The following is a 19,850-nucleotide window of genomic DNA, read 5'->3' as shown; positions in this document are numbered from 1 at the left end:
GCCGTGAGCGGTACGGAGCGCAGCGGAGTGGCCGCTCACCATGAACACAGCCAGACACGGCGCCACCGCAGCGAAGCGGAGGTGACGCCGTGAGCGGTACGGAGCGCAGCGGAGTGGCCGCTCACCATGAACACAGCCAGACACGGCGCCACCGCAGCGAAGCGGAGGTGACGCCGTGAGCACGCCCGACCTGGCCGTCGCCCGCCTGTGCGACGCGACCGCGATGCGCCTGCGGGACTCGGCGCTGCGCGGGCGGGTGCGGGCGGTGGCCGAGCGGCTGCGCCAGCCCCTGCAGGTGGCGGTCGCCGGCGCGGTCAGCGGCGGCAAGTCGACCCTCGTCAACGGCCTGCTGGGCCGGTCCGTCGCCCCGGCCGACGCGGGCGAGTGCACGCGGGTGGTCACCTGGTACGAGCACGGCCCCGACGACGGCCGGGTCGAGCTCGACCTGGTCGACGGCACCACCCGGGCCGCCCCGCTGGGCGAGGACGGACGGCCGCCGCGCACCCTGCCGGTCCCCGTCGAGCACGTGCGGCGGGTGCGGGTCAGGATGGACCTGCCGGCGCTGCGCGGGCTGACCGTCATCGACACGCCGGGCGTCAACACCGTGGCCGCGGCCAACGAGCAGGCGGCGCGCCGGATGGTCTTCGGCACCGACGGCACCGACCACGCCCAGGCGCTCATCTACGTGCTGCGCTACGTCCAGCGCTTCGACGCGGGCGCCCTGGCCGACTTCCGGACCCTGTCCGCGGCCTGCGGCATGAGCGGCGTCAACACCCTGGCCGTGCTGAGCCAGGTCGACCGGCGCGGCGACGCCGACGACCCGTGGCCGGGCGCGCGGCGGCTGGCCGGGCGGGCCTACGAGCAGCTGCGCACCTCGGTCTTCGACGTGGTGCCGGTGGTCGGGCTGCTGGCCGAGACGGCTCGGGCCCGGATGCTGTCCGAGGCGGACCTGGCCGCCCTGCGCGCGCTGGCCGCGCTCGACGAGCTCGACCTCGAGGACCTCCTGATCGACGTCGACGAGTTCGCCCGCTCCGGCGCCGCGCACGGGCGGCTGGCGGGGCACCTGCACCGGTACGGCATCCGGGTCGCCACCGCCGCCCTGCGCGGGCGTCCCGGGCTGGACCTCGACGGCCTGCACGCCGCCCTGCTCGCCGCGTCCGGGTTCGGCAGCGCGGCCACCTCCGGCGTCGGCTCGGTGGCCGCCGGCATCGCGCACTTCACCGAGCGGGCCGCGCAGCTCAAGGCTCTCGCCGCGATCGGCAGCCTGCGCCGGCTGGTCCGCGCGCCCGCGGGCGCCGGCGACCGGGCGGCCCTGGCTTCCCTGGCCGACGCGGTCGACGAGGGCCGCCCGCTCACCGCGAGCCTGCGCGGCCTGCGGGTCTTCGCCGCCCTCGACGCCGTCGGCCGCGGCCAGCTCAGCCTCGACGACGAGATGCTCGCCGAGCTGGTCGCCCTGGCCCGCGAGGACACCCCGGCGGCCCAGCTCGGCCTGCCGCCCGACGCCGGCCCGAAGGAGATCGCCCGGGAGGCCCGGGCCCGCTCGGTGCGCTGGCGGCGCCTGGCCGTGACCACCGGTACCCTCGCCGCCGGCCACCGCGCCCGCGACGTCCTCGGCGTGCTGGAGGACCTGGCGGCGCTGGATGCCGCGATCCCGGCCGCCGCCGCGCCGGCCGCCGCCGTCCCGCTCGGGGAGGACGCCGCCGGGCTGCTGCGCTCGCCGCGGCTGGCCGGCCCGCTTCGGGAGGCCCTGACCGCGCTGCTGTCCGGCGGCGGCCCGGCCGCGCAGGTCGGGCTGCCCGCGGGGGCCGGCGCGGTGGCGGTGGCCGAGCGGGCGGCCCAGCTGGCCGCGCAGTTCCGGGTGCTGCTGCACCGGCCGCTGCCCGCGCCGGAGAAGCGGGGCGTGACCGAGGTGTGCGGGGCTTACGAGGCGATCTGGGCGGCGGCGTCCGGCCCTCGCGGGGCGTGACGGAATGACCGAGGCGACGAGGAGGGACACGATGAGCGCGGTACGGGACCGGCCGACGGTCGTCCAGGCGCTGCTGGAGCACGCCAACCAGGTGCACGCCCTGGCCAAGCGGGCCGGGCGCGACGACCTGGCCGGCGTGCTCGCCGCCGAGGCCGCGCGCTGGAAGGACGTCACCGCCACGATCGTGGTCGCGGGCGCCCAGAAGCGGGGCAAGAGCCGCATGCTCAACGCCCTGGTCGACCGCCCCGATCTGCTGCCGGTCGACGTGGACGTGGCCACCCACACCTACCTGGCCGTGCGCCGCGGCCCCGAGCTGTCGGTCGTGGTCCGCCGCCGCTCCGGCGAGCGGATCGCCAACCTGCCGATCACGCCGGACGACATCGTCGACTACGCCTCGGCGCTGGGCGACCCGGACAAGCGCCGCGACGTGGTCGGCGTCGAGATCGCCATGGAGCACCCCCTGCTCGACGGCGTCCGGCTCGTCGACACCCCGGGCGTGGACAGCCTCACGGTCGGGCACCGCCACACCACGATGGCGATGCTGCAGGAGGCCGACGCCCTGCTGTTCGCCGTCAGCGCCCAGGACCAGCCGATCCTGCGCCACGAGCTCGAGTTCCTGGCCGAGGCCGCCCAGCGGGTCGAGGTGGTCGCGTTCGTGCTCACCATGGTCGAGGACTCCTCGTCCTGGCACAGCCTGCTGGAGGAGAACCGCCGCCGCCTCGCCGACTTCGTCGGGCAGTCCACCGACGGCGCCCGCGTCCAGCGCCTCCTGGGCGCCCCGTGGATCCCGGTCAGCGCCAAGCTCGCCGAGGCCTCCGCCGCCCGCCGCGCCCTGGGCCAGCTCGAGCGGGCCGACGCCCTGTGGGAGCGCAGCGGCATGGGCCGGCTCGCCGACTACATCCGCTCCTGCGCCGGCGACCGCGAGATCGCCCGCTGCGCCAAGGTGCTGGCCGGCACCGACTCGGTGCTGCGCGCCATCACCGTGGCCGAGCAGGACCGCCTGGTCGCCGCCACCGAGAGCAAGGACGCCCTGCACGAGCGCCTGGAGGAGGTCGAGGCCGCCGGCCGCGACCTGGCCGCCCGCGTCCGCGAGCGCCGCCGCTTCGCCGTGGAGCAGCAGTTCCTGGGCCGCGACGTGGCCACCATGGTCCGCGCGAAGCTGGACGAGCTGCGCCGCCCCTACGACGCCGCCGTGCCCGGGCTCACGAACCGGGCCCGCGTCGATGAGTTCCTGTCCGGCCTGGCCGAGAGCGTGGAGCTCTCCCTGCAGGCGGCCTGGGCCGAGCTGACCGACCAGATCCAGGACACGGCCGCGCGGGCCCTGACCGAGTACCTCCTGGCCATGGGCCTCGACCCGATCGACATCGACCTCGTGACCCTGCAGTTGCCGACCACCACCCGCAACCGCCTGGCCAACCGCCCCGACACCCCGGGACACCGCTTCGACATGCTGCGCGAGGGCGTCCCCGGCATCACCATGGCCGCGAGCCTGGCCACGATGCTCGCCGCGACGGGCGTCCTGCTGCCGATCGCGCTGATCGCCGGCCCGGTGGTGGCCGCGGGCGTGACGTGGCGGCGGCACCAGTACGAGCAGTCGGGCCGCAGTCAGGCCGGCATCCGCCAGCTCATCGCCGAGACCTTCAACGCCGCCGCCGCCGAGATGATCACCGCCCTGGACCGGGCCCTGGCCCGCTGGCGCGGCGAGGCGGAGGACGCGGTGGAGGAGAGCATGGCCGCCCAGCGCCGCGAGGCGGAGTCCCGCCGGGCCGAGCTGACGGCGCTGTCGGCCCGCGACGCGACGGCCCGCCGCGAGGCCGCGAAGACCGCCCAGGACCGCCTGGGCACCGCGAAGCGCCTGATGGCCCAGGCCGAGCAGCTCCGCGCGGAGCTGAGCGAGCGCCTGCGCCCGTTGACCACCGCCTGACCGGGCCGGCGCCGTGCCCGCCGGCCGGCCGGCGTCCTCAGATGGGCACGCTCACGAGGTGGCCCAGGTTGGCCCGCGCCACGCCCGGGGCGGACCACGGGTCGTGCAGGCACAGGAGGTTGGCGCCCAGCCTGGCCACCGGCTCCAGCCAGCCCGTCGCCGAGCGCACCGTGCGCACCCCACCGGGCGTCGCGTGCAGCAGCTGGGTGCGGCCCTCCGGGGCGCTCGCGGCGAGCCACAGCCCGTCGCCGTCGACCACCACGCGCGGCACCTCGGCCCGCTCGCGGCTGGTCAGGTGGCCCAGCATCGACACGCCCGGCTCCTGGAACAGGGTGCGCAGCTCGCCGCCCGGCTCCAGGACGGCGATCCACAGGCCGCGGGACGGCAGGACCTGTTCCAGGCCGATGGCGTACATGCGCTCGCCGGCCGGGAACCAGCGCAGGGCGCCCGGGCGGGGGCGGCTGGCCAGCAGGTTGGCCTCGCCCTCCAGGGGGCCGGTCTCCAGGCCCGACTCGGTCGCCAGGTGCCACTGGTCGCGGTGGTGCACGGCCTGGTACAGCCAGTTCTTGTCCCGCCGCCGGCCGTGCTCGATCTTGCCGCCCGGGCTGACCTGGCAGACGAGCTGGTAGGGCTGGACCTGCTGGTGGCGGCCGCGGGAGAAGCCGGCCGGGCGGCGGTAGGTCGCGCCCATCGGGCTCTTGCTCGCGTAGCGGCCGAGCACGACGACGCAGCCCGGCGTGCCGTGGGCCGGCATCGGCAGCGACTCCGACGGGCTGTTCTGGTCGACGAGGCGGCGCAGGAGGTTGTTCTCGTTGACGTACCACCGGGCCGTGTCGCCGATGTCCAGCGGCAGCGTGTCCTGGACGAAGACGGCGGTCAGGTTGGTCTCGATGACCGACAGGCCGCCGGTGGCGCCCCAGGGCAGGCCGATCGTGTTGTCGACCAGCGCCGACGGGTACGGGCGCAGGAAGGCCCAGCCGACCCCGCCGTCGGCGAGCAGGATCGGGTCCTCGGCGGTCATCACGGTGCGGCTGGAGCGGATGACCAGCTCGGGGCTCAGCGTGTGCAGCTGGGCCGCGGCGACGCCGAAACGGTCGGAGACGAGCAGGCCCTCGGTGGTGGCGGCCCAGCCGGTGACCCGGCCCAGCGCGAGCTGCCGGTCCGGGCGGCCGGTCGCGTCGAGGCGGTGCAGCACGTCGACGGTGGCGTTGGGGTCGCGGCACCAGACGTAGACGTCGGTGCCGGTCGCGAGGGCCTCCACCACGCCGGCAAGGTGCACGTCGAAGCGATCGCCCTCGGCGACGACCGGCTGCGGTGCGACGACGGGCGTCGCCAGCCGGGGGCGAGCGACGGGAGCGGCGGAGGCGACGGGGGCGGGCGCGGCGGCGGGCGCCGCGGCGATCGGGGCGAGCGCCATCCGGGCCGCGCCCAGGGCCACCACCGTCTTGGGGTCGTCCCACGTGCGGACCTGGGCGGCGTAGCGGGAGCGCAGCGTCTGCTCGACCAGCGGCATGCGCGAGGCCCCGCCGGTCAGGAAGATCCCGGCCAGCGTCTCGAGCCCGCCGCCGTCGTCCTGCGCCTGGCGGATCGTCTCGCTGAGGATGTCGGCCGTGCGCTGGATGTCGGTGCCGATGAGGTTCTCCAGCTCGGCGCGGTTGATCTCGACGTCGACGTCGGCGCCGGAGATGTACTGGCTGGCGGTGTCGTACTCCGACAGCGCCTCCTTGGCCGCCCGCGCCTCGCCCAGCAGGTCGGCGGCCGCGGCCAGCCAGCGCCGCTCCACGCCGGTGGAGACCTGCTCCCACCACTGCGGCGCGCGCTGGGCGAGCTGGGCGCCGAAGTACTCGTACACCCGCTCGTCGAACGTCTCCCCGCCGATCTGGTCGTCGCCGCCGGGCTTGCCGACGACCACGAACTCCCCGTTACGGCGGGCCAGCACGGCGCTGTCGAACGTGCCACCGCCGAGGTCGTAGACGGCGACCCGGCCGCCCTCGGCGAGGTTGTGCGAGACGGTGTAGTGCACGGCCGCGGCGACCGGCTCCTCGACCAGGTGCAGGGTGGCCTCGGGGACCACGGCCGCGGCGGCCGCGCGCAGCACGGCGCGGCGGTCCTCGCCCCACGCGACCGGGTGGGTCAGCACCAGCGAGGCCGGGCGGGCCCCGTCGAAGCGGGAGCGGCCCTCGGCCACGAAGAGCTCCAGCAGGGCGGCCATGGCGTCGCCGGCCTCGACCGGGGTGCCGCCGAGCAGCATGGCGCCGCGGCCCACGTACCGCTTCGGATTGCGCTCCGCGCGCTCCGGGGACCGGCCGACGAGCCGCTGGGCCAGGCTGCCTGCTAGCAGCCGCCCGGCGTCGTCGAGCAGGACGGTGGACGGAATCCTCCGCTCACGCCCGACCTCGAGAATCTCGACGCGGTCCCCGACGGCTGTCGCCGCCGCGGAAAAGCTGGTTCCAAGATCGACTCCGAGACCCCAAGCCGGCATCGCTTCCCTTTCCACGCCCCGTCGGCCTCATGCTAGGGCGGCGCGGCCCGGTACCGATCGTCCGTCGGGTGCCCGGGCATCGCCGACCGGCCAGAAATCGCCGCCCCGCACGCGGCCCAGGTCGACATCGATGCCGGGGCCCTGCACGCCGGCCCGCGATGCCGACCTGCGCGGACGTCGAAGCGCGCCACAACCTCGAACGTTCGGGTGAGATCCGGCATGCAACGGGCACGATAGGGTCGGCTCCGTGACGCGGGAGGCGCTGCGGTTCGTCAAGGCCACCGCCGGGGTCGCCGCGCTCGGCACCGTCTGGTGCGCGGCCTACCTCACCGTCGGAGCCGGCCCCGAGGCCCTCGTCTACGTCTTCGTCCCGGTCGGCGGCGCCCTCGCCACCGCGTCCGTGCTGCACCTGGTCCGCCGGGGCGAGCTCGACCCGGCCGGCCGGCGCTTCTGGCGCCTCGTGGTGACCGCGCTGGCGTTGATCACCGTCGGGTACGCCTGGCTCGCCCTCGACATGCTGGTGCACTGGCGCGGGGCACACTGGCGCACCATGCCGCTGCCCGCCGCCGGCTGCGCGGCGCTCGGCTTCGCCATCGCCATCTGGGCCGTCGCGCGGGTGCCGGTGGCGCAGTCCGGCGGCGTCGAGCGCTGGCGCGTCCTGCTCGACCGCGCGATCGCGTGCCTCGGCTGCGGGGCGGTGCTGTGGTACGCCGGCCTGGCCCCGATGTTCTCCGCCGCCGAGCCGTGGAGCCGCCAGGCGATGGTGCTGGTCGGGCTCGGCTTCCTGGTCGCGATCGGGGCGGCGACGAAGGTCTCCTACGTCGAGGGCGGCCCGGTCGACCCGGCCGCCCTGCGGTGCATCGCGGCCGGCGGCGGCGCCGTGGCGGCGGCCGTCGCCGTGCTGGCGGTGCGGTTCGGCTACGCCGGCGCCGTGCCCGCCCAGGCGATCGTCATGCCGCTCGCGCCGGTGCTGGCCACGCTCGGCACGGCCGCCCAATGGCGCGCCACCAGCGGGGCACGGCGCAGGCCGGCCCGCGGCGGGGTGCTGCTGCCCTACCTGGCCGTGGCCGCGGCCGACGTGCCGCTCATCGCCGTCGCGCTCGGCGCGCCGCTGCGCTGGCCGGCCCGGGTCGTGCTGCTCGCCGCCGTGCTGGTGACCGCGCTGGTCACGCTGCGGCAGTACGTCGCCTTCCGGGAGAACGCGCGGCTGCTGCACAACACGCGGGTGCAGGAGGAGCGGCTGCAGTACGAGGTCAGCCACGACGGGCTCACCGGGCTGGCCAACCGGGCGCTGTTCCGGGACCGGCTGGCGGCCGCCCTGGACGGCACCGGCCACGCGTACGTGCTGCTGGTCGACCTCGACGACTTCAAGACCGTCAACGACCTGCTCGGCCACGGCGTCGGCGACGGGCTGCTGGTCTCGGTCGCGCAGCTGCTGCGCGCCGAGGCCGGGGACGACAGCCTGCCGGTGCGGGTCGGTGGCGACGAGTTCGCGGTGCTGCTCACCGGGCCGGGGGCCGACCCGGAAGGGATGGCCCGGCGGCTGCTGGCCGCGCTCGACCGGCCGATCAGCGAGCACCGGCTGCTGGTGCAGGCCAGCATCGGCATCGCCGAGGCCGAGCCCGGCGCCACCGTGGACTCCGTCCTGCGGGATGCCGACGTCGCGATGTACACCGCCAAGCAGCGCGGGAAGGCGAGCTTCGTGCGTTACGTCGACGGCATGGGCGAGCCGGTGCTGGCCCACATGCAGCTCGGGGCCGAGCTGCGCCGGGCCGTGGACGAGGGCGAGCTGCGGGTGGTCTACCAGCCGATCCTGCGCCTGGACGACAACCGCGTGATCGGGGTCGAGGCGCTGGTGCGCTGGCAGCACCCGCAGCGCGGCACGGTGAGCCCGGCCGAGTTCATCCCGGCCGCCGAGCGGACCGGGCTGATCGTGCCGCTGGGCCGATTCGTGCTGCGCGAGACCTGCCGGCAGGCGGCGGCGTGGCTGGCCGAGTACGGCCCCGACGCACTGCTGGAGGCGGGCGTGAACGTCTCCGCCCGGCAGCTGCACGACCCCGACTTCGTGGCCGACGTGCGCGCGGCGCTGGCCGAGAGCGGGCTGCCCTGCGAGCGGCTGGTGCTCGAGGTGACCGAGTCGGCGGTGCTGCGCGGCCAGCAGGTCTCGCGGACGCTGGCCGAGCTGGACCGCATGGGCATCCGGCTGGCGCTGGACGACTTCGGCACCGGCGAGTCCTCGCTGAGCCTGCTGCGGGCGTTCCCGGCCGCGATCGTCAAGCTGGACAAGTCGTTCGTGGACGGCATCGAGGTCGACGACGGGCGGCCGGCCGACGCCGACGCCCGGCAGGCGGTGGCCCGGGCGGTCATCCAGCTGGCCCGGGCCCTCGGCCTGGACACGGTGGCCGAGGGCGTGGAGAGCGCCGAGCAGGCGGCCGTGCTGCGCGAGCTCGGCTACACCCTGGGCCAGGGCTACCACCTGGCCCAGCCCATGACCGCCGACGGGATGTCCCGCGTGCTGGCCCGCCAGCAGGCGATGGCGGCCCAGGACCGTTAGCGCCCGCTACTCGCGCCAGCCGGAGAGCTCCACGCCCTTGGCGGTCTCCACCCGGTAGCCGAGGCGGATCGTCTGCTGGGCGGACTCGGCGATCGGCAGCTTCCAGGTCAGCACGCCCAGCTCGGTGCGCTCGGTCGGCTGCGGCTCGGCGAGCGTCTCGCGGACCGTGATGGCGTCGTGGCGGGAGACCGGCACCTGGTCGAGCACGGTGACGGTGATCGGGCGGCCGGTGTAGTTGCCGATCGTGGTGCGGTACTCCACCTCGCGCCGCCGGCTGGAGCCGAGCGTCACCTTCGTGGCGGTGCGGCGGGTCAGCTCGCGCTCCACCCGCACCCGGTCGTCCAGGCCCAGCGCCAGCTCCAGCTCCTCGCCGGGGGCCCAGGTGGCCAGGCCGGTGCGGCTGACGAAGTCGGCCTCGTGGAAGACCGCGGCCTGCCCGGGCGGCAGCGTGTGGCCCGAGGAGTTGGTGACCACGGCACGCAGGTGCACGTCCGCCGAGCGGGCCGGGGCGGCCACGTGGTCGAGGCGCGCGGCCAGGTCCAGCACCGCGACGGTGGCCCGGGCGGTGGTGCCGTCGGCGGGCACCGCGACCGGGCGGGCCGGGCGGTAGACCGCGGCCACCGCCCCCTCCTCCACCCGGGCCTCGGCCTGCCCGAGCGGGGCGGCGTCGGCGAACGCCTCCTGCAGCATCGCCGCGCCGCCGGGGGCCGGGGCGGACATCATCGGGGCCGGCATGGGGACGGGGCCGCCGCCGAAGCCCGCCGAGCGCGCCATGGGCATCGGCCGCGGCGGCGGGAGCGGGTCGAGGTACCACGGGTGCAGCTCGGGGATCTCGGCCACGCCCGACGTGCGGGCGGTCGACAGCGCCAGCTCGCACTCCGGCCAGTCCTCGCCGGTGCGCTGCTCGACCAGGCCGAACCAGGTCACCTGCAGCGCGTCGCCGACCAGCCGCACGTCGTAGTTGCAGCGCCAGCCGGCCTCGCCCACCTGGTACGTCACGTCCAGCTCGACCGGCTCCTCGCCGGCCACGCTCAGCGCGACGACGGCGTAGCGGGCGTCGGGCTCGCGCTTGCCGGACAGGTCGGCCAGGCGCCGGTCGGCGGCGGCGATCCGGTCGGCCACCTCGGCGCGGCGCTGCTGCAGCTGCCGCAGCGCGGCCAGCACCTCGGTCATCTCGGCCCCCAGCGTGCCGGAGAACCCGGTCGCGGCCTCGGGGGCGGAGGCGCCGGTGGCCAGGGCGCGCGCGTAGGCCGAGCTCGCCCGCTCGCCCAGCGTGGTGAGGAACGTCTGGCGCTGGCGCAGTACCGTCTCGGCGTCCTCGATCCCGTCGGCCTCCGCCGTCAGGCGGCGCCGCTCGGCGCGCAGCTCGGCCACGGCCGCGTCGGAGGGCTCGGCGCGGCGGTGCAGCACCACGTCGACCCCGAGGACGGTGGCCGGCCCGCGCCCGCTGACCCGCACCGAGTCGGGGTCGAGCCCGAGCGGCAGCGGGCCGACCTCCACCACCCGGTCCCCGGCCGGCAGGATCTGCCGGACCCGGCGGGTGACCCGCGCCTGGGCCGGATACACGGTGACCGCGACGATGGGCGCGTCGATCGAGTTCTCCACGATGCGCACCGTAGCAGTCCGCCACCCAGGCATTTCACCCATCACAGTTTCATGACGGCATGCAGAGACGTTGACGAATCGACGGAGATCTGCAACGTTAGATTCCCCGTCCGCAAGAAGCTTGCAGAATCTTGCAACTTCCCGGCAGGCGCACCGCCGACCGCCTGCCCCTAGTGCTTCACACCCACAAACGCCCTGTCCCGTGCGCGCCTCCGCCAACTCCCGACTCCCACCGGGACGGCCGCCGGTCACGGGGCGATCCGTGCTGTCGTCTGAACGGAGCAGAGGACACCCCCATGAAATCCAAGCTGCTCGCCGGCGCCCTGACGGCCGTTCTGGCCGCCACCGCCGTCGCCGCCGCCACATCCACACCCGCCCACGCCGCCGGTGGGCCCAACCTCGCGCTCGGCAAGACCATCACCGCCAACAGCGTCAACGGCTCGTACGCAGCCGCCAACGTCAACGACGGCAACCAGGCCTCCTACTGGGAGAGCGCGAACAACGCCTTCCCGCAGTGGATTCAGGTCGACCTCGGTGCCGCCACCGCCGTCGACCAGGTGAAGCTGAAGCTGCCCACCGGCTGGGGCGCCCGCACGCAGACGCTGAGCGTGCGGGGCAGCACCGACGGCAACAACTTCGCCGACCTGTCGGCCTCGGCCGGGCGGACCTTCGACCCGGCCAGCGCCAACACCGCGACCATCGGCTTCACCGCGGCCACCGTGCGCTACGTCCGGGTGAACGTCACCGCCAACACCGGATGGCCGGCCGCGCAGCTGTCGGAGTTCGAGGTGTACGGCGCGGTCAGCGGCCCGCAGCCGCCGACCGCACCGGGCAACCTGACCCTCACCGAGCCCACGGCGGGCCAGCCCAAGCTCACCTGGACCGCGTCCTCCTCGACGCTGGGCATCGCCGGGTACACGATCTACGCCAACGGCACCGCCCGCACGACCGTTTCCGCCACCACGCTGACCTACACCGACACCCAGCCGACCACCGCCACGGTGACCTACTGGGTGCGGGCCAAGGACACGGCCGGCAACGAGTCGGCCGACAGCAACCACGTGACCCGCAACGGGACCACGCCGACGGGCGGCACGAACCTGGCCGTGGGCAAGGCGATCGAGTCGTCGTCGTCGGTGTTCTCGTTCGCCGCGGCCAACGCCAACGACGGCAACACCGCGACGTACTGGGAGTCCAACGGGTACCCGTCGACGCTGACCCTGCACCTCGGGGCCAACGCCGACCTCACCGCGCTGGTCGTCAAGCTCAACCCGGACACGGCCTGGGGGCCGCGCACGCAGAACTTCGCCGTGCTGGGCCGCGAGCAGTCCGCCACCGGCTTCAGCAACCTGGTCGCCCGGGCCGACTACAGCTTCAGCCCGTCGGGCAACCAGAACACGGTCACCGTCCCGGTGAGCAGCCGGGTCGCCGACGTGCAGCTGCAGTTCTTCAGCAACAGCGGCGCCCCCGGCGGGCAGGTGGCCGAGCTGCAGGCGATCGGCACCATGGCGCCCAACCCCGACCTCGTGGTCACCGCCGTCTCCTGGTCGCCGAGCTCGGTGAACGAGTCCACCCCGATCACGCTGTCGGCGACGGTGAGCAACAGCGGTAACGCCGCGTCCCCCGCCACCACGGTGAACTTCAACCTCGGCGGCACCGTCGCCGGCACCGCGGCCGTCGGCGCACTGCAGCCCGGCGCGTCCACCACGGTGACGGCCAGCGTCGGCACCCGCGCGATCGGCACCTACCCGGTCTCGGCCACCGTCAACCCGGCCAAGACCGTCATCGAGCAGAACACCGACAACAACACCCTGGCCGCGTCCACCTCCCTCGTGGTGACCCAGGCGCCCGGCCCGGACCTGCAGGTCCTCTCCATCAGCAGCAACCCGGCCAGCCCGCCGGCCGGCGCCGCGGTCTCCTTCATCGTGGCCGTGAACAACCGCGGCACCACCGCGGTCACCGCCACCACGGTCACCCGAGTCACCGTCGGCACGACCACGCTCAACGCCAACACCGGGGCGATCGCCGCCGGGCAGACCGTCAACGTCGCCATCCCCGGCACCTGGACGGCGGTGAACGGCGGCGCCACCATCACGGCCACCGCCGACGCCACCGACGTGGTCGCCGAGACGAACGAGACCAACAACACCCTGACCAAGTCCATCGTGGTCGGTCGCGGCGCCGCGGTGCCGTACACCGAGTACGAGGCGGAGAACGGCGCCTACACCGGCACCCTGCTGACCGCCGACCCGCTGCGCACCTTCGGGCACACCAACTTCGCCACCGAGTCCTCGGGCCGCAAGTCGGTGCGCCTCGACTCGTCCGGCCAGTACGTCGAGTTCACCTCGACCAACCAGGCCAACTCGATCGTGGTGCGCAACTCCGTGCCGGACGCGCCCTCGGGCGGCGGCCAGGACTACACCATCAGCCTGTACGCCAACGGCACCTTCGTGCAGAAGCTGACCCTCTCCTCGCACTTCAGCTGGCTGTACGGCAACAGCGACGACACCGAGTCGCTGTCCAACACCCCGGGCGGCGACGCGCGCCGGCTCTTCGACGAGGCGCACGCGCTGCTGTCGTCGAGCTACCCGGCGGGCACCAAGTTCCGGCTGCAGCGCGACGCCGGGGACAACGCCTCGTTCTACATCATCGACCTGGTCGACCTCGAGCAGGTCGCCCCGGCGCTGAGCCAGCCGGCCGGCTGCACCTCGATCACGCAGTACGGCGCGGTGCCCAACGACGGCCAGGACGACACGGCGGCGATCCAGAAGGCCGTGATGGACAACCAGAACGGCGTCATCTCCTGCGTGTGGATCCCGGCCGGGCAGTGGCGGCAGGAGCAGAAGATCCTGACCCCGGACCCGACCCGCGGGCAGTTCAACCAGAAGGGCATCCGCAACGTCGTCGTCAAGGGCGCCGGCATGTGGTACTCCCAGCTGTACACGACCACTGAGCCGCAGAAGGTGGTCGGCAACATCAACCACCCGCACGAGGGCAACGTCGGCTTCGACATCGACGACAACGTCCAGATCTCCGACATCGCCATCTTCGGCGGGACGACCAACCGCAAGGACCGCGGCCACGGGCTCAACGGCCGCTTCGGCAAGAACACGAAGATCAGCAACGTGTGGATCGAGCACACCAACGTCGGCGCGTGGGTCGGCCGCGACTACAGCGACACGCCCGCCTACTGGAACCCCGCCGACGGCCTGCAGTTCAGCGGGATGCGCATCCGCGACACCTACGCCGACGGCATCAACTTCGCCAACGGCTCGCGCAACTCGACGGTGTTCAACTCGTCGTTCCGCACCACCGGCGACGACTCGCTGGCGGTCTGGTCCAGCACGTATGTGAAGGACCAGTCGGTGGACGTCGGCCACGACAACCACTTCACCAACAACACCGTCCAGCTGCCGTGGCGGGCCAACGGCATCGCCATCTACGGCGGCTACGGCAACGCCATCGAGAACAACGTCGTGTCCGACACGATGAACTACCCCGGCATCATGCTCGCCACCGACCACTCCCCGATCGCGTTCTCCGGCACCACGACGATCGCGAACAACGGGCTGTACCGCTGCGGCGGCGTGTTCTGGGGCGAGCAGCAGAAGTTCGGGGCGATCACGCTGTTCGCGCCGTCGAGCGACATCGTCGGGGTCACCATCCGCGACACCGACATCTCCGACTCCACCTACGACGGCATCCAGTTCAAGGCGGGCAGCGGCCAGTACCCGAACGTCGCGATCACCAACGTCCGCATCGACAAGTCGAACAACGGCGCCGGCATCCTGGCGATGGGCAGCGCCCGGGGCAGCGCCACGCTGACCAACGTCACCATCACCAACTCGGCGACCGGTGACCTGGTCAAGGAGGCGGGCTCGCAGTTCGTCTTCAACGGCACGCCCAACTAGTTTCCACAGGCGGTCACCGGCGCTTTCCCGGCCGGTGACCGCCCCCCCCCGGAACCGGGCCCGCGGTGGTAGCGTCCAAGCTCCATGCGGACCAAGCTCCTCGCCGTCGCCGCCCTGGTCGCGGTCGCGCTCACGGGGTGTGCGAAGAAGCTCGACGGGCCCGAGGTCCCGGCGGGCCCACCGGAGATCCACGACGCCTGGACCTCGTGCAAGGACCTGCCCGAGGGCACCCCGACCGGCCCCGCCGGCGGGCAGGGCCAGACCGACGCGCTGATGCTGCCCCGGCTGCCCGACGACTTCGCGCCGGCCGCCGTCGTGGTGTGCGCCATGGAGATCCAGGACGGGCCCGGCGGCGCCAAGAACCAGGCCAGGGTCGAGCGGCGCGCGACCGACGTGCGCGAGCTCACCGCCGCGCTGCGCCTGCCCGGCCTGCGGCCACCGGCCGACGCGGCGTGCGACCTGGCTCTGGTCACCCTCCCCTTCTTCGCGGTCCTCGACGCCGGCGGGCACTGGCTGCAGCCCGGCGTCGCCGGCGACGGCTGCGGCAACCCCCGCATCGAGGTGCGCAACGCGCTGCAGCACCTCCACAGCACCGTCGTGTCCTCGACCGTCATCGGCGAGATCGTGTCCTCCGCGGCCGCCCAGTCCGGCTGCAGCCAGGGCTACTCCGACATGGTCGGCACCGTGACCAGCGAGGCCGGTGCGAAGCTGGACGGGCCGTTCGAGCCGGCCACGGCCGACGTGCGGCTGTGCGTCTACACCGTGCCGCCGTCCGAGCAGGGCAGCGCCAAGCCGGGTGGGAACTTCGAGCGGGGCGGGCCGCTGGCCGCGGCGGCCTGGGCCGAGCTGCGCAAGGCCATGCTCGCCGCCGGGCCGGCGGCGCCGTGCACCGCCCACGCCGGCCGGTTCGCGATGTTCCAGCCGGCCGGCAACGGCCCCGGCGGCGTGTGGGTCGAGCTCGACGGCTGCCGGCGCATGAGCACCGAGTCGGACAAGGGCTGGTCGCTGCGCCAGGCCGACGCCGCGCTGATCGACCGGATCACCAGGGCCGCCTGAGCCCCTGCGCCGCGCCGCGAGCTGACGGTCCCGGGACGGGCCGGGTATGGCGGTACCCGGCCCGTCGTCTCCACGAGGAGCGCGCGCCGCCCGAGACTTTCATCACTGTCGATGACAGATTCCAGTCGTGCGCCAGATCTGTCAACGCGTTCGACCGAAGTCGATGTGCCAGGTCTCTTGACACGCGGCCGACTGTCAGTCAGGTTTCCTATTAATTGCGTCCCTCACTCGAAGGGTTGCCCATGCCCCACTTCCTGCGCGGCCTGCTCAGCGCCGCGGTGGCCGTAGCCGCGCTGGTCCCGGCGACCGCCGCCAACGCCGGCGAGACCCACCGCGTCCTGCCCGAGCACGTCTTCTCGCCGTACTTCCAGAGCTACACCGGCGCCAATCCCGCCGCGGTCAGCCGGGCCTCCGGCGCGCGGTACCTCACCATGGCGTTCCTGCAGACCCAGGCGACCGGCTCCTGCGACGTGCTGTGGAACGGCGACCCGGCCAAGCCCGTCGCCTGGTCCACGTTCGGCCCCGACATCGCCCGCATCCGCGCCACCGGCGGCGACGTGGTGCCGTCCTTCGGCGGCTACGGCGCCGACAGCACCGCCACCGAGATCGCCGACAGCTGCACCGACGTGCCCCGGATCGCCGCGGCGTACCAGAAGGTGATCGCCACCTACGGCGCGACCCGCCTGGACATGGACATCGAGGACCAGTCACTGAACAACCTGGCCGCGATCGACCGCCGCAACCAGGCGATCCACCTCGTGCAGCAGTGGGCCGCGCGCCAGCACCGCCCGCTGCAGATCGTCTACACCCTGCCGAGCACCCCGCACGGCCTGGAACCCAACGCCGTCAACGTGCTCAGGAGCGCCCAGCGCTACGGCGCCCGGGTCGACATCGTCAACATCATGACCTTCGACTACTACGACGACCAGCCCCACGACATGGCCGCCGACACGAAGACCGCCGCCCGCGGCCTGCTCGACACGCTCCGGCAGCTGTACCCGCGCCGCTCCACCGCCGAACTGTGGCGCATGGTCGGCGTGACCGAGATGCTCGGCATCGACGACTACGGCTCGGGCGGCGAGACCGGACCGCTGGAGATCCTCACCCTGGCGGGCGCGCGCGACGTCACCCGGTGGGCCGCCGAGCACCACATCGGCGAGCTGTCCTTCTGGGCGCTGGGCCGCGACAACGGCGGCTGCCCGGGCGTGGCCGGCTCGGACGACTGCTCCGGCGTGGCCCAGGCCCCGTACCAGTACACCCACATCATGCAGGCCTTCGCCGGCTGACGCGGCCGGGTCGGATGTGCCCGCCGCCGCGCGACGGGCACATCCTCCCGACGCGATGCTCAGTCCGGGGCGCGCATCCGCCAGGCGTCGGTGACCAGTTCCTCGAGGCGGTCCGCGCCCACCGTCTCCAGCCGGAGCATGACCAGCGGCATGCCGTCGTACGCCGGGGTGGTGAAGAACCGCTCCGGCTCGCCCAGCAGCAGGGCCTGCTTCTCCGCCTCGTCGCCGACGTAGAGCACGGCGACGTCGGTGCGGATCACCCGCGGCCGGCCCGGGAGACGCTCCGGGTACGACCAGACGAAGCCCTTGTTGCCCACCCGGAAGTCGAAGCCCTCGCTGTCGATCTCGGCCACGCCGGGCAACGCCAGGGCCAGCCTCCGCACGTCGTCCGCGTCCGCCATGGGCGCAGCCTATCGGGGCGCTGACGGCGCCGATCTCGTTGGTGCCGTCAGGTCAGGGCGGTGGCGAGGTTCTTCAGGGTGACCCAGCTGGCCTGGACGAGACGGCTGCAGAGCATCTGGCGATCGCCGTCGTCCCAGCCGGCCTTGTCGGTGCGGATGAACCGGACGCGCAGGATCCAGACCAGGTTGGCCTGGCGGACGCCGAGCACGATCGTGATCTCGGTGGAGGCCTTCTGGCTGGAGTCCTTGAGCTGGTACACGACGGCCTCGTCACCCAGGTCGTCCACGGGGGCGGGGGTGTCGTTGACCCTCGCGGTGCCGGCCACCACCTGCTGGTAGTCGCGCCTGGCGGCCTCGTTGTCGGGCCGCACGCTGATGCTGCCGTTGAGCTCGACCCGGGCCGTGCCATGCAGCTGGATGCGTTCGCTGTGGCAGTTCGCGGAGCCCAGCTGGCCGGTCAGGTTGCGACCGGGCTGGTCCGGGTCGATCTTGCCGTCGTAGAGGTCCATGAACTCCTGGAAGTAGATGAGCGGGCAGAGGTTGTCGGGCGTCTTGGCCAGGTCGTACCGCAGCCCGGCGGCGCTCGGCGACGCGGCCGTCCCGGTGCCCTCGGGCTTGCGCACGCTCAGGTAGATGGCGAACACGCCGAACGCGAGCACCACGACGGCGGCCGCCGCCAGCCCGGCCCGCCACCACCGCCGCCGCGCCGCCGCCGCGACGTCCGCCGGCGCGGCGCCACCGTCCTGGCGCGGGAACGGTTGCCCACCGCCGATCGGCCCCACACCCCCGTAACGCCAGCCACTGATCGGCTCCTCCGCACCCGTACCCGCAGCCGGCTCCGGCGTCGGCTCCGGGGCCGGCTCCGCGCCGCCGAGGCCCCAGGCGTCGCTCGCCGGCCCCGTGGCGCCGAGGCGGAGGGCGCCTTCCGCGACGACGAGCTCCGGCTGCTCGGCCACGACCGGGGCGATCCCGAGCGTCTCGTGCAGCATCGTGGCCACCAGCGGGATGCGGCTCGAGCCGCCGACCAGGAACACCCCGCCGACGTCGGCCGGGCTCACCCGGGCCGTGCGCAGCAGCGCCGCCGTCATGGCCACCGCCGGCCACAGCACCGGCCGGGCGATGGCCTCCAGCTGCTCGCGGCCGAACGGCACCTCCCGGCCCAGGGACGGGAGCGCCACCACCGTGCCGCTGGCTCGCGACAGCATCTCCTTGGCCGAGCGCACCTCGTCCCACAGCCGCAGGCGGCTGGCGGCGTCGGTCCACAGCTGCCCGAAGGTCTCCTGCAGCGCGGTCACGATGGCGGCGTCCACGTCGAGTCCGCCGATGTCGTCGCGGCCGTCGTCGGCGACCGGCTCGAAGCCGTACGGGTCGCGGCGCAGCAGCGAGACGTCGCAGGTCCCGGCGCCGAGGTCGAAGACGAGGAGGTGGGTGCCGTCGGCAAGGGCGCCGCCGTGCACCGCGGTGAAGGCGGCCGCGGCGGCGAGCGGCTCGGCGACGAGGCCGACCTCGGTCAGGCCGGCCCGCCTGGCGGCCGCGACGAGCGTGGCCCGGCGCTGCGGGCCCCAGCCGACCGGATGGGTCAGGGTGGCCGCGCGGACCGGGGCGGCCGCGACCCGGTCCGCCTCGGCGGCGATCCGGGTGAGGACCGCGGTGATGAGCCGGCCGACCGTGACCTCGTCGTCGCCGAGCAGGACGGCCGGCTCGTCGATGCGCCGCTTCGGGTTCGGTTCGAGCCGGTGCGGCGCGCTGCGGGCCAGGTGCGCCGCGTCCCGGCCGGTGTGCAGCCGGCCGTCCGGCCCGAGTAGCACCGCGGAGGCCAGCAGGGGCGAGCCGTCGAAGAGCAGCTGCTGTGTGCGCCCGTCGGGCCGGCGCAGCACGGCGACGGTGGTGGACGTGCCGAAGTCGATCCCCAGCCGCAACACGGGCTCCGTCATGCTCGGCGAGCGTACTGCACGCCTACCGGTCGACGGCGAGCTCCCCGAGCTCGGACCACTCGTCCTGCTCGACCGTGGCGTTGACGATCCGCGGGGTCTCGGCGAGGTACTGCGGCAGCGTCCGCTGCGCCTCCCGGAAGTGCTCCGACCCGACGTGAGCGGCACCGGCGTCGCCGTCGCGGAAGGCCTCGACCAGCACGTACTCGTTCGGGTCCGCCAGGCTGCGGGACCAGTCGAACCACAGGCAGCCCGGCTCGGCCCGGGTCGCCTCCGTGAACGGCCCGGAAATGGCGGGCCACGCTTCGGCGTGCTCGGGCAGGACGCGGAACTTCGCGGTAATGAAGATCATTCGATACTCCTCACGAGAAACTCGGCTCTCGGAAGATATATATCTGCGAACGCAGCCCGGAAACATGCCGGCCGCTGCCGGGTCACCCGCGAGCCGCGGTCCCGCCCCGTCATCGCAGGCCGGCGACCAGCGCCTCCCACGTGGCTTCCTCGGCGGGCGTGAGCGGACGCCCGTCCGGAGGCTCCCCCGCGTCCCTGAACCATTCGAGCGGGACGGCGCAGCCGCTGACGCACGAGCCCAGCACCAGCAACGCGGTGAACACGGCCCGCAGCAGCGCCGCCATGTTGTCGTCGGACACGACACGACGATAATCGCGAATATCTTGCCGGCCATCCCCTAGGCGACCCCTACCCGGTCCGCGCCAGGCGGCCACCGCCGGGGC

At 74.1% G+C, this 19,850-nt stretch carries 12 protein-coding genes; 6 read left to right on the top strand and 6 right to left on the bottom strand.

From position 1 onward, the window contains the following. Positions 1-175 precede the first annotated feature (175 nt). Both AB0M46_RS43040 and AB0M46_RS43035 read left to right on the top strand, forming a co-directional pair. The gene (locus tag AB0M46_RS43040; RefSeq protein WP_363345879.1) at positions 176-1,966 is read left to right on the top strand and encodes a dynamin family protein; all 1,791 of its coding nucleotides are present in this window, start codon (positions 176-178) and stop codon (positions 1,964-1,966) included. A 31-nt stretch (positions 1,967-1,997) separates the two neighbouring features. After that, positions 1,998-3,890 carry a dynamin family protein gene (locus tag AB0M46_RS43035; RefSeq protein ID WP_363345877.1) on the top strand — a complete coding sequence of 631 codons (1,893 nt, stop codon included), beginning with the start codon at positions 1,998-2,000 and terminating at the stop codon, positions 3,888-3,890. 37 nt (positions 3,891-3,927) lie between these two features. Here AB0M46_RS43035 and AB0M46_RS43030 read toward each other — a convergent pair whose 3' ends face one another. Beyond that, positions 3,928-6,372, bottom strand: coding sequence for an Hsp70 family protein (locus tag AB0M46_RS43030; RefSeq protein ID WP_363345875.1), 2,445 nt, complete (start codon positions 6,370-6,372; stop codon positions 3,928-3,930). Between the two features lie 247 nt (positions 6,373-6,619). On the opposite strand from AB0M46_RS43030, the gene AB0M46_RS43025 reads away from it, so the two are divergent. Then, a complete protein-coding gene (locus AB0M46_RS43025; protein ID WP_363345873.1) occupies positions 6,620-8,926 on the top strand; it encodes an EAL domain-containing protein in 2,307 nt (768 codons plus the stop codon). A gap of 6 nt (positions 8,927-8,932) precedes the next feature. Here the strand turns inward: AB0M46_RS43025 and AB0M46_RS43020 are convergent, their stop codons facing one another. Then, positions 8,933-10,531 (bottom strand): DUF4139 domain-containing protein, encoded by a 1,599-nt coding sequence (locus AB0M46_RS43020; RefSeq protein WP_363345871.1) that lies wholly within the window; start codon positions 10,529-10,531, stop codon positions 8,933-8,935. A gap of 296 nt (positions 10,532-10,827) precedes the next feature. On the opposite strand from AB0M46_RS43020, the gene AB0M46_RS43015 reads away from it, so the two are divergent. From AB0M46_RS43015 to AB0M46_RS43005, 3 genes are all read left to right on the top strand, one after another. Continuing rightward, entirely contained in the window at positions 10,828-14,442 is a 3,615-nt protein-coding gene (locus tag AB0M46_RS43015; protein ID WP_363345869.1) for a CARDB domain-containing protein, read from the top strand. Between the two features lie 84 nt (positions 14,443-14,526). After that, complete coding sequence (locus AB0M46_RS43010; RefSeq protein ID WP_363345867.1) at positions 14,527-15,498, top strand: hypothetical protein; 972 nt, start codon at positions 14,527-14,529, stop codon at positions 15,496-15,498. Between the two features lie 242 nt (positions 15,499-15,740). Beyond that, entirely contained in the window at positions 15,741-16,784 is a 1,044-nt protein-coding gene (locus tag AB0M46_RS43005; RefSeq protein ID WP_363345865.1) for a chitinase, read from the top strand. A gap of 59 nt (positions 16,785-16,843) precedes the next feature. On the opposite strand, the gene AB0M46_RS43000 is transcribed toward AB0M46_RS43005, so the two are convergent. The 4 genes from AB0M46_RS43000 to AB0M46_RS42985 all read right to left on the bottom strand — a co-directional run bounded on the left by AB0M46_RS43000 (position 16,844) and on the right by AB0M46_RS42985 (position 19,766). Continuing rightward, positions 16,844-17,185, bottom strand: a complete 342-nt coding sequence (locus AB0M46_RS43000; protein ID WP_363345863.1) for an MmcQ/YjbR family DNA-binding protein — start codon at positions 17,183-17,185, stop codon at positions 16,844-16,846. Positions 17,186-17,232: 47 nt separating this feature from the next. Next, positions 17,233-19,119 carry an Hsp70 family protein gene (locus tag AB0M46_RS42995; protein WP_363345861.1) on the bottom strand — a complete coding sequence of 629 codons (1,887 nt, stop codon included), beginning with the start codon at positions 19,117-19,119 and terminating at the stop codon, positions 17,233-17,235. Between the two features lie 22 nt (positions 19,120-19,141). Further along, complete coding sequence (locus AB0M46_RS42990) at positions 19,142-19,468, bottom strand: putative quinol monooxygenase (protein WP_363345859.1); 327 nt, start codon at positions 19,466-19,468, stop codon at positions 19,142-19,144. 109 nt (positions 19,469-19,577) lie between these two features. Then, on the bottom strand, positions 19,578-19,766 hold the full coding sequence (locus AB0M46_RS42985) for a hypothetical protein (protein WP_363345857.1): 189 nt from the start codon (positions 19,764-19,766) through the stop codon (positions 19,578-19,580). Between the last annotated feature and the right edge of the window lie 84 nt (positions 19,767-19,850).

The sequence above is a fragment of the Dactylosporangium sp. NPDC051485 genome (assembly GCF_040682015.1).
Classification (GTDB): Bacteria; Actinomycetota; Actinomycetes; order Mycobacteriales; family Micromonosporaceae; genus Dactylosporangium.
The sequence above is the reverse complement of the archived record's forward strand: the minus strand, read 5'-3'. Positions and strand labels throughout refer to the sequence as shown.

Coding starts and splice junctions, on each gene's coding strand:
- AB0M46_RS42995 (WP_363345861.1), bottom strand. CDS start 19,119: ATGACGGAGCCCGTGTTGCGGCTGGGGATCGACTTCGGCACGTCCACC.
- AB0M46_RS43010 (WP_363345867.1), top strand. CDS start 14,527: ATGCGGACCAAGCTCCTCGCCGTCGCCGCCCTGGTCGCGGTCGCGCTC.
- AB0M46_RS43035 (WP_363345877.1), top strand. CDS start 1,998: ATGAGCGCGGTACGGGACCGGCCGACGGTCGTCCAGGCGCTGCTGGAG.
- AB0M46_RS43030 (WP_363345875.1), bottom strand. CDS start 6,372: ATGCCGGCTTGGGGTCTCGGAGTCGATCTTGGAACCAGCTTTTCCGCG.
- AB0M46_RS43015 (WP_363345869.1), top strand. CDS start 10,828: ATGAAATCCAAGCTGCTCGCCGGCGCCCTGACGGCCGTTCTGGCCGCC.
- AB0M46_RS42990 (WP_363345859.1), bottom strand. CDS start 19,468: ATGATCTTCATTACCGCGAAGTTCCGCGTCCTGCCCGAGCACGCCGAA.
- AB0M46_RS43005 (WP_363345865.1), top strand. CDS start 15,741: ATGCCCCACTTCCTGCGCGGCCTGCTCAGCGCCGCGGTGGCCGTAGCC.
- AB0M46_RS43000 (WP_363345863.1), bottom strand. CDS start 17,185: ATGGCGGACGCGGACGACGTGCGGAGGCTGGCCCTGGCGTTGCCCGGC.